This is a genomic window from Methanococcoides seepicolus (assembly GCF_023684405.1).
Taxonomy (GTDB): domain Archaea; phylum Halobacteriota; class Methanosarcinia; order Methanosarcinales; family Methanosarcinaceae; genus Methanococcoides; species Methanococcoides seepicolus.
In genome coordinates this window covers 1-15779 of sequence record NZ_JAGSOI010000061.1, presented here as the reverse complement: position 1 = coordinate 15779, position 15779 = coordinate 1, and the positions used below count along the sequence as shown (strand labels likewise).

The window sequence follows — 15779 nt, the reverse complement described above, 5'->3', positions numbered from 1 at the left end:
GGATCGAGAGCGTTGACTTTCCTGGCTGGGTAACCCTGACCGACATGTCTGAACTTCCCGATTCCTCCGTATGGCTCAAAGCAGCAGACCTTCAGGAGAGCGTAGGAGAAGGAGCTCTGGACACAGAACTTGCATCCCTTACGTTGACAGGGCTCGAAGGCGGTTCTACCGGGATCACTGTAACCGTATCCAGGCTGGAGGATGACTTCGGAAAGGTCAGCGTACTCGAAAATACTCAATATCCGAAAGATGAAACCGGGGATGAAGATGAAACCGGAGATGAAACCGGAGATGAAAATCCATCTGCAGAGGATAGCTCCGAACCTTCAACATCCGGAGGACAATGGACCATCCCTATAGAGGAAGATGCAGTAAATGAAGATGCAGTAAATGAAGTCCCGGACGAAAGCCTGGATGGATCCAGCACTTCCCCGGAAAATGAGGACGAAACCTCAGAAGAACAGTTGACTTCCCAAAATGCGGAAGAAGAGACAGTTGAAACTGCAAATGCTGAAGTGGAAGATACGGGAGGAAATGCCCTTCCCGGGTTCGGATCTGCCTTTTCAGCATCAATTTTCGTGATCATGGGAATTCTCATTAGAAGAACGACCAAACTCAGGATAAAATAAATGGAGATAGTTTTATGGCAAAATTAAAAAGAGAACAAACAGGTGAAAAGTTGACACCCGGCAGGAAGTCAGTGAAGTGTAGCTTCACGGTCCTCCTGCTCCTGCTATGTCTTGGAACGGGCATGGCTGCCGGAGAGGAGATCTACTTTGAGCCCGGAGACACGACCCTTGCAGGGATCGGCGACACAGAAACACTGAACTTCTACCTTGATCAGGCACCTTCCGGGCTTTCCGGGTATAACCTGACCCTTAGCATAACCGACCCTTCAGTTGCCAGGATAACAGGATTCGCATTCCCTGACTGGTCAAGCGCACTAAACACGAACTCTGAGCTTCCGGCTAATTCAGTCACTATCAAAACCATTGACCTTGAGAAGGGTGTGAATGCAGGAGATACAAATGTCTTGCTGGGCACGGTGACTGTGGAATCCCTTGCTACAGGTGAAGGAAACATCACAGTGTCCATTACCTCTCTGGACGATGATAACGGAAACATCATATCTGCCGGTATCCGGGAAGCAACAATGTCAGTAATGGCTCTTCCAGCAGCCGACTTCAGCGCGGATAACGTTTCCAGATATGTACCACTTACCGTGCAGTTCACAGACCTGTCCACAAATGCTGAAAGCTGGTCCTGGGACCTCGACGGCGACGGAATTGAGGATTCCACGGAGCAGAAACCACAGTTCAGCTATACAGATCCAGGCATATACACTGTGAGCCTCACTGTGAGCAACGCAGCAGATAGTGATACCGAAACTAAGGTGGGCTACATCGTTATCAATGACTGGAACCCATGGAACGACGAGGAATCAGAAGGATTACCTGATGGGACATACGTCACTTTAACAGAAGTTATCGATGCATACAACTGTTTCAGAAATGGAACATCTGCACCAAGAACTGGGGCTTCTATCGACCTTACAAAAGTGATCGATATGTACAATGCCTTCAGATATGGAAATCCGATGTAAGGAGTGGCAACAATTGAATTCGGGAATGGTTATTCGATCATTCCCATTTTTTGGCTCTGTAGAGCTCCTCTTCTCTAAATCTACTCAATCATCTATAAATTTATAGATAAAAAGTCACCTGTATATGTTTGCATCACAAACACAAGGGGTTGATTGTGATTTTTCTAACATACTTAATTTTTATGGATATAGCTATGCAAGTAGTAGGAAACTCACGTTTCTTACTTTATTATGTTAAATGCTCAAAATGAACATGCACAACATAAGTTATTGACGCTCATTTTGTTTAAAAAATGTTTATATAATAATTTTTATGTAGTTAAAAAATAAATTATAATTGTTACCATATACTCCATATGAATAATATATATATGCCTTTTGAGAAACTATCTATGTCATATTACTACAGTTGTCAGCATAGGGGTACATTCAAAAAATAAACACTATTAAAATCAGGAAATTTGAGAAATAGAACTTGAATGATTAAGGTAGTAGGGGGATTTCTGAAATCAATTTTAGTAGTTCGCTAATTTTTGATTGAATGCCTTTTTTTGACCACATATTTAGGTTTCTTTACCCGAGACCGAAATTGTCATCTCTCCTAAGAGCATCCCAGCTTTAAACAGGATTGAACTTATTTTATGATAGAAGAAATCTTCCACTCGAGAACTGAAAATACTTTTTCTTACAAAAATTAGTCTTTTATTTGTAGCGAATAAAAATCCAGATTCATTTTTTCTCCGAACTCAATACCTCCAAATTGAACCCGAATTAATCCTTCAATTTGCTCATCATCCTTTAATATAGTTGGTAATTCTTTGATTTCTTTATGGGAGTAAGCTTTTTTTGATGTCTGTTTTTAGTCACATAATATAAATAATATGTGAACTTTTTTGTACATTGTGGTAAATTCAACCAAAATTAAAATATTCAAAAATCTGACTCAACCTGCAACAATATCGGAGTTAGCAGCAATCTTAGAATTAGATCATTCTACAATATCTAAAGCTCTAAATGCACTTGAAAAAGATGGTTTTGTTGTAAAACAAAAAAAAGGCAAACAAGTATATGTCAATCGTTCTGACTCGTTACATTCAAAATCCTTGGGAGATGTCATCATAGAATTCCCCCGCCTTCCATTGAGTAAAATCCTCACATCCTCATCTTTGCACGTTTTAAGCGTATTGGAAAATCCACGCTCAATGATAGATATTGCTGAAATAACTGGACTAAACAGACAAACAGTATCATCTACAATTCACGAATTGGCAAAATACGGAATCGTTCTCAAAAAAGAGAGTAAGTACATTTTGAGTGAACGTCACCCTTTAATTAAAAATTTCGTTGATAATTATTGGAAGTATGTGACAAACAAAAATCTTAGAATGATTTCTGAAGATACTGTTTTAATATGGCAAAGAGGTCCCGAGTTCTTATTCAAGATAGATATTGCGTTTGATGAAAATAAAAAAAAGAACAAGAAAAATGCAATCCACCCTACTGCAATAAACGTATTTCACAAATATGACCTAAGAGTTATGAGTGATACAAGATATTATTTCTATACCAAAAGAAAGCCTAAAGCTGAAGATTATTTTATTCACACAATTTTAATCGATCCACATAGTTCAATATATAATTCATATGCTTTGGCACTTTCATCCAAGATTTCCTCTTCAGAGTTATTGAAATTCGGGAAATATTATGATATTGAAGATCACGTTAAAACACTTTTAGAATATGTTGATGCAAAGAAAAAAAACAGCAATTTTGTACTTCCATGGAATGAATATAAGGATTTGGTAAAGGATCTAGAGTAAAAGGATGATTTAAAAATGGGTCCCAAATTATTTGATAAACAATATCTAAAGAAAGAATTCGAAAAGCTCAATGGGGTGCTGTCTGAACATGTAAGCCTTTATCTTATTGGTGGCGGATCAATGAGTTTTCAAAAGTATAAACCAGCCACTAAAGATATTGATGTTGTAGTTATAGCAAACGATGAGCTAAATCTAATAAAAGCTGCATTAAGGGCACCATGATCTGTCAATGCGCCAACCTGGTAGCTAGCAGTAGGGTTATTTGAGGGCACGAAAGTGAATGTACCTGCTTCCAGTTTGACTTCACCATCATAAATCTCGATCAAGTTGATTTCTTCTTCTTCTTCTTCCTCCTCTATTTCTACTTCTATCTCAAGAATGTGTGTTGCATTTGCTGTGTCTACATCGATGTAAGGTGCTACAACTGTGTATTCGAATGGAGCATAAAGGAATGTCAACTGATCATCGTCTCCTACAACATTGGCGCTAAGCCCGTATGGTGCAATCTGGTCATTTATGTAAATGAACCATGAGCTTTCAGCGTTATTTTCAATTCCATTAATGTCAGTAAGGAAAAATGAACCGAAATATCCGTAGTATGCGTCAGATGCATTGTAGGTAAATCCATCATATTCATCATTTGAAGCGGCATTAAGGGCACCATGATCTGTCAGTGTGTCAACCTGGTAACTGACAGTAGGGTTATTTGAAGGCACGAAAGTGAATGTGCCTGCTTCTAATTTCGCATTTCCATCAAATATCTCAGTTGGCTCTGCTGCTGCGACGCCAACCATCATTGCACTGAGGAGTGCAACTACAGCTATACTTATCATAATTTTTGTTTTCATTGACTTTACCTCTTGCAAAGATATCCGGAATGAAAAATAACAGCTACTAAACAAATTGTAACAATTTGTTAATTCTAGATCTAGCAATTATTTTAGTATCATTCAAAATTCTCTTTTGCAAGAAAGTAAATTATTCCACTATATATAACAGTACCCATATAGATATTATTTAATAGCTTAAAAGATAAGATGGTATGACGGATAATTTATTGAAACTATCAAATAGAATTTTCTGGCAAAAAGAAGTAAAAAATGGGCAAAAGAGAAGACATTCTTTTTGAAAAAGGCTCAAACCGGTCAAGCTTGGGCTTAAAATTTGGTTTAGCGAACCGTTCATCATTTTTTAGCTGGATTTTATTATCAGGATGGGCAGGTTCATCTATATAAATTTTTACAATACTAATTATAAAATAAACGAGTACGTGTTTAAATTTTAATATGAATATATACGTAGTATATACAATGTTATCTTTAATACTAACTTAAATAATGTTTATCAATAACTTTAAGTACCTATACGGCTAGCAACTAAAAACTAAAAATGAAAGGGTTTACAATAAAATCATTCGATAAAATTTGATATTTTGGCAGTATAGTTAAAATTAATTCTACATTAGATTAAAAAGTCTGAGATATAGGAGACTATTATCAATGAACAAAAAGATGAAAACAATAATAATTCCAATCTTTTTTTTGAGTTTACTATTGCTTATTTCGCCGGCTATGGCGGAAGAGACAACAGACGCTTCGTGGCATCAGTTCCACAAAGACGCCAGTAATTCCGGATATTCCTCATCATTGGCACCTGATTCAAATCAGATCCTCTGGGCAAGTGATGAGATAGATGCAATAGGGTCTTCTTCTCCGGCAATAACTGAAGATAAAATCTTTGTTAATTGCTTCTTTCGAGATTCGCAAACAAACGTTGCCTTCAGTGACCTGAAAGCTCTGGATACTTCTACCGGCTCTGTGTTATGGAATACAAGTATACCCACTGTAGAGTATGGTTCCTGGTCATCTCCTTCTTACCACGATGGAAATATATTCACATCCACTGGTTTCGAGACCAATTGCGTCAACGCAACAACCGGGGAAATCATCTGGACCTTTACCAGTACAAGCGGTTCAAAAGGTTCTGTGAATGGAGGTCCTACAATTGCTGATGGCAAGGTTTTCTGCAGCGACTGGGACGGGCATCATTACTTCTGCCTTGATGAAAAAACAGGGCAGGAAATATGGACCTTTACTGTTGAGGGAAATTCTCAGGGAACCCCGGCCTATGATGATGGCAAGGTTTACCTGACAAGCTGGGCATACGGTACCCAATACGAGGGTCGTGTTTATTGTGTGGATGTTGCCACCGGATCTCAGATATGGTGTCAGGATAAAATCCGGGACAACTGTTGTGGTTCTGTAACAACTAACAACGATACTGCGTACGTAACCACCTACAATTTTTATGGAAATGCACAACTCCTGGCACTGGACAAAACCGATGGTTCCGTTATCTGGCAAAAAACCATACAGAGAACGGATTCAACCCCTGCCCTGGCTTATGGCAATGTGTATGTTACAGGCGGATGTGACGGATTCAGTTCATCCCTGCAGACATATTGTTTCAATGCGACAAACGGGGAGCTGATCTGGGAAACTCCGACCACTGAAATTATTGGAGACTGGACATGTTCTCCTGCAATAGCCGATGGTAAGGTCTTCGTGGGTGAAACTGACCCTCATGGATCAATGGGAATGTCGTTTGGTTTTAAGAGGATCTATGCACTGGATGCATATACCGGTGAGATCATCTGGACAAGTCCGAACGGAGGGGCAAGCCCTGCAATATCCGATGGAGTGGTATACAGCATCGGAAGCGACGGAAGGGTCTATGCATTCGCTGGCGGGGATGCTACAGTTGACCTGATACCCGAATCCACTGAAACTCCTGGTATGGGATATGTAGATTTCCCAAATGAAATAACTGCCACTATCAGTAATATCGGAACCACGGTTTCAGGCCAGTTCAACGCATCTCTGAAAGTCAATGGGACGGTAGCAGACACCCAGGCAATTTCAGTACTTGGTGGAGGATACAGCAAAACAGTTACTTTTACATGGATACCGGAAACTGCCGGTGATTACGCAATTACGGTAAGTGTGGATACAGATGACTCAATTGCGGAATCCGATGAAACCAATAACGAAGCTACCGTAATGCTGACTGTGGGGGAGGGAGATCCGGACCTTGTACCTGTATCAATTACCCCTGCAAGTGTATATGAGAACCAGCCCTATGAAATGAGGGTTGCTATCGATAACATAGGTTTTGGTACCGCTGAAAATATCGCTGTGACAATAAAAGAGGAAAACACTGTTATCAGTAGTGGTACTGTCTCTTCCTTGTACCCGGCTGCTACTGCAGATTACAGTTTCATGTGGACACCAGCATCATCGGGTATCTCAAACCTGACCGTGATCCTGGATGAAAGCAACGGAATTGCAGAAGAAAATGAGGACAATAATAATCTTACCGGAAAGATAACGGTCTTACCTGAAACTGCTATTGAAGAACTGAGCGATAATGACTGGACCCAGTTCCAGCGCAACTGGCTTAAGAACGGTTCAACCACCAGTCCGGCTCCTGTGGCAGATCCCAATGTCCTGTGGAAAGCTGACCAGGGAGGAGATGTGGATGTCACTCCAATTATTGTCGGGGATACAGCCTACATATATTCTTCAAGCGGGTATATCCGGGCATATAACAAGAATAACGGGGAACTGATATGGAGTGCTCAGGCTTCTTCAGGCCTCCAGACATCAATATCAGCATATGGTGACGGTAAGCTATTTGTGGCTACTCTGCAGGGAGACCTGTTAGCATTCGACGCGACTACAGGAAATGAGCTCTGGAATGCCCATCTGACTGACCTGAACCTTGAATGCCCGATAACATACTATGATCACAGACTCTACATAGGCGAGGGTCTTGCCGGCGGGGTCCAGACTAAACACTATTATTGCTACGATGACCTTGGAAACCGTCTCTGGGCCTATGAAAATAATGACACCGCCGGGTTCATATGGAACGGTGCATCCGTTGTGGGGGATTACCTTGTCTATCCGGTCCATGAAGGTTTCCTGGTAAGTCTTGACAGGCGCAGCGGGGAACTGGTGGATAAGATAAACCTGAGCAGTTCTGCAGATATATCCTTTGCCAGAGAAGATCCCGGTATGTTCCGCTCATCCCTGGCATATTCTGACGGTTATGTCTATACCACATCCGAAAGAGGACAGGAATACGGACTTGTGTGGAAAGTAGGGTTTGATGCAGCGACAGGAACTTTCCTTGACGATGGATGGAGTACACAGAACGGCTTCAGTACGTCTACGCCGGTGGTTTACAACGGCAGGGTATATGTTGGTCAGGGCGAGCACGGGTATACAGGTAATCTAACTTGCCTTAACGATATCGATGGCAGCTCCATCTGGTCCTATTATATTGATGCAGGGATCAAATCCTCGCCTGCGGTTTCAGTGCAGGAAGACGGCGTCTACATATACTTCACCACTGCATTGGAGAATGGTTCACTGTTCTGCTTAAAAGATAATGTCACCGAAGCATCCCTTTCCTGGGAATACAATCCACCGAACGATGACGCGTACATACTGCAGGGTGCCGCAATATCAGACGGCAAGGTGTATTTCGGCACCGATGGAGGCTACCTCTACTGTATAACGGAGGGTGACTGGAACCCATGGGACGATTTTGAATCCGATGGCGGGGAGTCCATCACTAGCTATGAGCTGTTTGAATGCTACAATTGCTGGAAAGATGGGATACCTGTCCCGGGAACCGGTGCAGATGTGACCACTTACGATCTGTTCCAGATATTTACTGCCTGGAAGAGCTGAAATGACATTTATTCACAGGCTGTGTTTTGTCACATGGCCTGTGGTAATAAAAAAATTGGAGTATAAAAATGCAGAAAACAAGAATAAAAGTTGCTTTGGCAACACTAATGCTTTTGCTTTGTATCGCTGTGCTGGCCATACCGGCTGCTGCCAGCGAAGAAGCAACAATAACGAGGACAATAACTCCCACTGAAGTATTTCCGGGAGATGACTACACTGTAACACTGACAATCTCGTATGGCGTAGATGAAGATTTCATCACAATACACGAGGAACTCCCAGAAGACTGGGTACTTAATGAAGTGGACAGTGGACGTTACGGATGGAGTCCGTCTAATGAGGATTATGCGTGGTTCGAGATGGTCACTACGGACCTTACCGGGGTTACTGATACTATAACTTACAGTGTCACGGTCCCTGAAGGTACAGCGGTAAATACATATGACTACAATTTAAGCTATGTCATTGGCAACTATACCTGGCAGGTTAATACCACAGGCGACACCCAGGTCGATGTTGTACATAACTCTGTAATAGAATTGTATCCGGGGGATGATGTTAATGGAGCTATTAGTAGTGCCCAACCAGGAGACACAGTGCTGCTTAATGACGGAACTTATGGAGGTTTTACTGTGGCTTCTGATTATGTAACTATTAAATCAAAGAATGGTTCAGATGCCGTAAACATCGCTGGTACTATTCAAATCGGAACTACCGGTATGATACTTGTACCCGCAACCGGGAACATAATTGATGGCCTAACAATTACTGGATCAATGTATAAAGCTATATGGATAGTAGAGGGACCGGGCACTGTCATCAGAAACTGTGATTTTGCAACTACCGGTTCAGTTGCAATAGATTCTGTCGGCAGGTATCCGGAAGAGAATCCCATCCAGGTCTATCAATGCAATTTGCATCTTCCGCTAACAGATTCCTGGGCTATTGAAAATCTGGTCCTTAATACGACAGAACCCGTATCCTACACCTACAACGGTGTGACTTACACTGGATATCTTGGAAACTACTACGCTGATTGTGCAGGCACTGACAATGACGGTGACGGAGTCATCGATACGCCACACGCTATCGTGGGCCGCAGTGCAACTGGAGAGCTAATAACCGTTTATGATAACTATCCACTTGCAGGAACGTGGCATGAAGGGGAGATACATCCAGTACCTCCAACTGCGGATTTTGCAGCAAACACAACATACATACCGCAAGATATGACCGTGCAGTTCACTGACCTGTCCGCCAATGATCCTGAAAGCTGGTCCTGGGACCTCGACGGCGACGGAATCGAGGATTCCACAGAGCAGAACCCGCAGTTTACCTACACAGATGAAGGCACATACAATGTGAGCCTCACCGTGAGCAACTCGATTGGTAGTAGCACCGAGACAAAGGTTGATTACATCCTTGTCAGGAATCCAAAAACATGGTATGTGGACGATGACGATGGTTATGACTTCACAAGTATACAGGATGCACTAAACGTTGTATTAACTGGAGACGAGATATATGTTTACAACGGAACATATGGAGAGTTTTATTTTGCCAATCCTAGTGTTACGGTGAGAGGAGAGGGTGCGGATGTCGTAACCGTGGATTGCAATGGCGGCTCAGTGCAGATAGGATATGCCGGATGCACCCTTGAAGGAATCAAGGTTGTAAACAGTAACTATGGTTTGAGACTCTCCTCTTCAAATTGCATCATCCGGAATTGTGTATTTGATGGGATGACTGATATGGAGGGCATAGAACTCCATGGAGATCACTGTCTCTTTGAGAATAATATTGTGTCAAATTCAACAGGAGAATTTTGTGCACTTTACATAGATAATGCCAACTCTATATTTGTGGACGACAATACTTTCATAAATAATGCAGGAGCAGGACTCTCACTGTATTCCGGAGCTGAAGGTACCATAGTCAGCAACAATAACTTTGTTTCCAATGGCTGGGCAGGCATTGAGATTTATGACGCTGTTGGTGTCAATACCATATATGGCAACAACTTCATTGGCAACGGTGTAACCGCAACCACTACCGGCACTCCTCCTCCGGCAGTAACCTACTGGAACTCCACCGAGCCTATGGAGTACGTCTACAACGGTGTTGCTTACACCGGATACATTGGTAACTTCTGGGACAGCGACTACACAGAATCTGACAGTAATGGCGACGGTATCGGTGATACTTCCTACACGGTGCCTGACGGTCTTGGCACAGACGATGCACCACTTATGGCAGGATTCGAGAACTACGATTCTTCAGTACCCGAACCAATAATCTTCATCAGCCCAGGTGACTCCCTGCAGGCAGCAGTGGACGCTGCACAGGATGGGGACACAATTATGATGGCACCGGGTACCTACCCGGTTGATAATGTTCCGGCTTTTGGTGTTGATGCATTATTTATATACAAACCCAACCTGACCTTCATGGCTGACGGCGGGGAAGTAATCATTGGCGGTAACGGTAATGAATTCATTGTGATTAGTCAGGATGAAACTCTGGCCCCTAGGGATGCATCCGGAACATCTTTCATAGGCATTACCTTTGGTCCAATGCACGTCATAAGTATTTTTGATGTTACAGGTAACGGTGCAGCAGGACTTTATAATGATCTGTTATACGAGAACTGTATTTTCCATACTTATGGCACGGATGTAACTTTTAGTGAAGGAACGATTGTCAGAAACTGTACTTTTATAGGTACCGAATTATCAGTAGATAACGATGTAATATTTGAGAACAACAACGGGAATCCTAATATTCAGAGTTTAGATGATCGTATAATTCTAAGGAACAACTCATTTGATGGCGGAGACATAAGGCTCGATGGTGGTAACTGTATAATTGAAAGTAACGTTTTCGATGGCTGTAAACCAATAATTTCTGATGCAACTTCCATTTTCAGGGAAAATGATGTTATTGGAGTAAACCAGCCCATTACGAATTGTCAGTTTTACCTGAACAATTTCATGGATTGTGTGGAAGTCAGAAACTGGGGAACTCCGAACACTACCTCACAGGTAACTTACACCTACAGAGGTGCAACCTACACAGGATATCTCGGTAACTACTATTCTGACTACACCGGTACAGACAGCAATGGCGATGGCGTTGGAGAAGATGTCTTTGTACCATATATTGGTAATAACGACACCTTCCCACTCATGGGAACATGGGATGCAGCAACTGACACGATCATAAACGATGCACCTGATCTCTCCTTTGTCCCGGAGGTTGCTTCAGTGATCGAGGGACAGGAAACCGAGATCCAGATCATGGCAAGCGCATTCCCTGATGGCCTTTCCGGTTACAACCTGACCGTTGATATCGTCGATCCGACTATTGCCGAGATCGTGAATATCGAGTACCCTGCCTGGGCTACGCTCAACGAGTCCTCTTCTATGCCGGGAACTTCCATCTACCTGAGGGTCCTTGACGGTGACAATATCGTGCAGGCAGGAGCCGAAGACGTTGTACTTGCAACTCTTACAGTCTCAGGAAAGGAGTTCGGATCAACCGGTCTTACCATTCGTCTTAGTGATGAAGGAATGGACGATGACTCCGGTAATTCGATCAATGCGCTTTTCTCAACAGGAGCACTTGAAGTGACCATGAGACCTATTCCAGGCAAGACACTTTCAGCAGGGGACCTTAACAGTGACGGGCTCTATGAAGACCTGACCGGAGACGGTACTTTCAGTTTCGTGGATGTCGAGGTTTTCTTCAACAATAAAGAGTGGATCGAGGCAAACCACCCTGTGGAATGCTCTGATTTCAACGGAAACAGCAGGATCGACTTTGACGATGTCGTGAAACTGTTTGAAATGGTCTGAAGAAAGGAAAGAACAAAAGAAATTTGTAAAAAAGAAGGAAAGTGAAAGAAGAAATAAGGGAATGAAGAAAAGGGTCTTCAAATTCCCTTCTTTCATCCTTCTTTTATATTTTGTTACTTACATCAGAGAACTACCTGATAGCAGTATGAAACGTTTTTTAAGGTGATACATTGAATAATAGATATGGAATTATCGTATCGGTATTTTTAGCTTTTACTTTCATTTTTTCATCAGGTATCTGCATGGGGATTGCGGGAGCATCTCCTTCTCTTATGATTGAGCCTTCAGAGCAGATATCCCTTGAAGCAGGGGAAACCTTTGAACTGTCCCTGAATGTGGACGAATTGCCCGAAGGGCTTTCAGGCTATATCCTGACCGTGGAACTGGATGATCCTGCTGTTGCCCGGATCGAGAACGTTGACTTTCCTGGCTGGGCAACCTTGACCGACATGTCTGAACTTCCCGATTCCTCCGTATGGCTCAAAGCAGCAGACCTTCAGAAGAGCGTAGGGGAAGGGGCTCAGGACACAGAACTTGCATCCCTTACGTTGAAAGGGCTCGAAGGCGGTTCTACCGGAATCACTGTAACAGTATCCAGGATGGATGACGACTCCGAAAACACGATCATACTCGAAGAAGCGCAATATACGGAAGAAGAACCTGAAGGTGAAAATCCACCTGCTGAGGAGAGTTCCGAACCTTCAACATCCGGAGGGCAATGGAGTAGCCCTATTCAGGAAGATGCAGGAAATGAAGATCCAGAGGAAAGTCAAGATGAAGCCAGTCCTTCCCCGGAAAATGTGGAAGAAAGCTCAGAAGAACAGTTTACATCTCCAAACCCGGAAACAGAGCCAATTGAAACCGCAAATGTTGCAGTGGAGGATACTGGGGAAAATGCTCTTCCCGGATTCGGATCTGCTTTTTCAGCATCAATTTTCATGATCATGGGAATTGTCATTACAAGATCAACTAAACTCAGGAGAAAATAAGTGGAGATAAATTCATGACAAAATTACAGAGAAAACAAACAGGAAAAAAGTTGACACCATGCAGGTGGTCAATAAAGGCTAGCATCACAATCCTCTTGCTCCTGCTCTGTCTTGGAACCGGTATGGCTGCTGGCCAGGAGATCTACTTTGAGCCCGGAGACGCGACCCTTGCAGGGGTCGGCGACACAGAAACACTGAACTTCTACCTTGACCAGATACCTTCCGGGCTTTCCGGGTACAACCTGACCCTTGGCATAAGCGACCCTTCAGTTGTCAGGATAACAGGAGTCGAATTCCCTGACTGGTCAGGCATACTAAACACGAGCTCTGAGCTTCCGGCTAATTCGGTCTGCATTGAAGCTATTGACCTTGAGAGAAATGTGAACGCCGGAGATACAAATGTCCTGCTGGGCAGTGTGACCGTGGAATCCCTTGCCCTCGGGGAAGGAAACATCACGGTATCAATCAGCCATCTGGATGATGATGACGGAAATGCCTTCCTTGTAGATATCCGGGAAGCAAAAATGGCTGTAATGGACTCAGTCGTTGAGCCCAATGGAATACGAAGCATTGAGCCCAATTCTATCGAACCGGAAAATACCTTTACAGTAACGGTTGTATTCTCTGCGGGTGATACAGATGTAGAATCCATAATGCTGGAAGAAAAACTTCCGGACGGATGGACAGTAACACCTGTCCAGAATAATGGTCTGACTTACTCAAAAACAGGTGATCTGCATACCTGGTATGACGCTACTGCGACTACTCTTGAAGCAGGAAATAATAAAACACTCATTTATAATGTTACCGCACCAGTTGAAATAAGTGGTGGAATTTATAATATCGAAGGCTGGGTTTCTGCTTATGAGGCAAATAAATTCCCATTGGTGTATCATCACAACGAAGTCAGCGGTGAAAATACAGTAGAGGTTATCGGTGAGCAGATATTCACTTCCACAGACTGGCCCCTTATCGGCAAAGGTTTATACAACAACGCGGTCACAAGCGACAGGGCACCAGTACAGAAACCCGATGACTCCGGATCCTGGTCCACTATGACCTACGGAGCAGGATTTTCTGGAATCGATGTACATCCCCTTGTAGTGGGGGATATGGTTTATGTGGCAACGCAGGGTTCCGTATTTGCAGTTGACAGGAACACGGGAGAAATCGAATGGCAAAATGATATCGTCGAAGGTGCCACTGCCCCTCTGGGAACCCCGGCTTACGGTAATGGCAAATTGTTTGTTGCTGCTTTCAGTCATTTATATGCTTATGACGCCATATCAGGTGATGAGCTATTGAACGTTACTATTGATAGTGAAAACCAGGACTTCACACAGATGAATACTCCTGTGATGTATGAGGATGGCAGGATCTTTTTTGGTGAATGGATCCCCTATGGTGAGTATGATCGCAAATATTACTGCTATAATGAAGACGGAACTCTGGACTGGACCTATGTTTCCCCTACCGGCAAGGGCTATTACTGGGCAGGTACAGCGATTGTAGGAAGATATATGATCTTCGGGGACGATGCTCTTCATCTCACATCCCTGGATAAATACGACGGGAACGTTGTTGATGAGATAAACGTTTCCGAATTGTTGGGTTTTGGATACAACGGGGAAAGGAAAGAGATCAGGAATTCCATAGCATATAGCCCGGAAACAGGGCGTATATATTCTGCTTCCGAAGCGGGTTATTGCTTCTCTATTGGTTTTAATGTGGATGGTACATTCAACACATCAGATACCCATAAATCCGATATCGGAAAAAGCACATGCACTCCAACTGTTTACAATGGCAGGGTGTATGTAGGAACAGGTACTTTCACAGGATCAGGTGATGTATATTGCCTGAACGAAGAGGATCTCTCGCAGATCTGGAAATACACCCCAAATGGTGGTGTACAGGGCTCTCCGGTAATATCCACTGCTTATGATGACGGGGATGGGGAAGTATACATCTACTTCACCACGAACATTGAAGATGCAAGGGTCTATTGTCTGAAGGATTATACAGGCAATACCGAGCCTGAACTTCAATGGTATTATGAGGCCCCATCTGAAAAGAATGAGTATACGCTACATGGTGTTACGATAAAGGACGGCCGCATATTCTACGGCAATGACCTGGGCTATCTATTCGGGCTTGCCGAATGGAACCCCTGGAATGATCCTGACTCAGAAGGAACACCAGATGGAACATACGTCACTTTAACAGAAGTAATTGATGCATACAACTGTTTCAGAAATGGAACACCTGCACCGGAAACCGGAGCTGCTATCGACCTCACAAAAGTGATTGATATGTACAATGCCTTCAGATATGGAAATCCGATGTAAGGAGTGGCAACAATTGAATTCGGGAATGGTTATTCGATCATTCCCATTTTTTGGCTCTGTAGAGCTCCTCTTCTCTAAATCTACTCAATCATCTATAAATTTGGTTCTCTTTAACATCGTGTGGGTAGTGCGACAAGAAGTTATAACATGAATTGCGGAAACGCTATCCCTTCCGTTTGGGATAATCCTACTATGACATGCCTTGATGGTAACGTCAGGGTGTGAAGCTCATAGGACAATATGGAGAAGTTTGGAAATCTAATTCAAACCATCTGTTAGGATAAGGTGCGACAAGAAGTTATAACATGAATTGCGGCAACGCTATCCCTTCCATTTGGGTTAATCCTATTATGACACGCGCCAATGGTAACGTTGGGGTATGAAGCTCATAGGACAATGTGGAGAATC

Annotated in this window: 8 protein-coding genes and 1 pseudogene; 7 read left to right on the top strand and 2 right to left on the bottom strand. The window is 43.1% G+C overall.

The genetic code is table 11. The features are described from left to right. The coding region (locus KDK67_RS11755) for a hypothetical protein (protein ID WP_250868984.1) at nt 1-629 on the top strand (629 nt) is incomplete at its 5' end. Between the two features lie 14 nt (nt 630-643). After that, complete coding sequence (locus KDK67_RS11750) at nt 644-1603, top strand: PKD domain-containing protein (protein ID WP_250868983.1); 960 nt, start codon at nt 644-646, stop codon at nt 1601-1603. Nucleotides 1604-2166: 563 nt separating this feature from the next. On the opposite strand, the pseudogene KDK67_RS14600 reads toward KDK67_RS11750, so the two are convergent. Next, nucleotides 2167-2325 (bottom strand): annotated as a pseudogene (locus KDK67_RS14600) (PH domain-containing protein); the annotation flags it as partial. Between the two features lie 180 nt (nt 2326-2505). Here KDK67_RS14600 and KDK67_RS11745 point away from each other — a divergent pair. Next, complete coding sequence (locus tag KDK67_RS11745) at nt 2506-3423, top strand: MarR family transcriptional regulator (protein ID WP_250868982.1); 918 nt, start codon at nt 2506-2508, stop codon at nt 3421-3423. Nucleotides 3424-3551: 128 nt separating this feature from the next. Here KDK67_RS11745 and KDK67_RS11740 read toward each other — a convergent pair whose 3' ends face one another. Next, on the bottom strand, nt 3552-4256 hold the full coding sequence (locus tag KDK67_RS11740; RefSeq protein WP_250868981.1) for a DUF4430 domain-containing protein: 705 nt from the start codon (nt 4254-4256) through the stop codon (nt 3552-3554). 666 nt (nt 4257-4922) lie between these two features. Between KDK67_RS11740 and KDK67_RS11735 the strand changes: the two genes are divergently transcribed. The 4 genes from KDK67_RS11735 to KDK67_RS11720 all read left to right on the top strand — a co-directional run bounded on the left by KDK67_RS11735 (nt 4923) and on the right by KDK67_RS11720 (nt 15371). Beyond that, nucleotides 4923-8180: an outer membrane protein assembly factor BamB family protein gene (locus tag KDK67_RS11735; RefSeq protein ID WP_250868980.1), complete on the top strand. Its 3258-nt coding sequence runs from the start codon at nt 4923-4925 to the stop codon at nt 8178-8180. A 68-nt stretch (nt 8181-8248) separates the two neighbouring features. Next, nucleotides 8249-12034, top strand: a complete 3786-nt coding sequence (locus KDK67_RS11730) for a NosD domain-containing protein (protein WP_250868979.1) — start codon at nt 8249-8251, stop codon at nt 12032-12034. Nucleotides 12035-12204: 170 nt separating this feature from the next. After that, on the top strand, nt 12205-13023 hold the full coding sequence (locus KDK67_RS11725) for a hypothetical protein (protein ID WP_250868978.1): 819 nt from the start codon (nt 12205-12207) through the stop codon (nt 13021-13023). Between the two features lie 14 nt (nt 13024-13037). Continuing rightward, complete coding sequence (locus KDK67_RS11720) at nt 13038-15371, top strand: outer membrane protein assembly factor BamB family protein (RefSeq protein ID WP_250868977.1); 2334 nt, start codon at nt 13038-13040, stop codon at nt 15369-15371. Nucleotides 15372-15779: the final 408 nt, after the last annotated feature.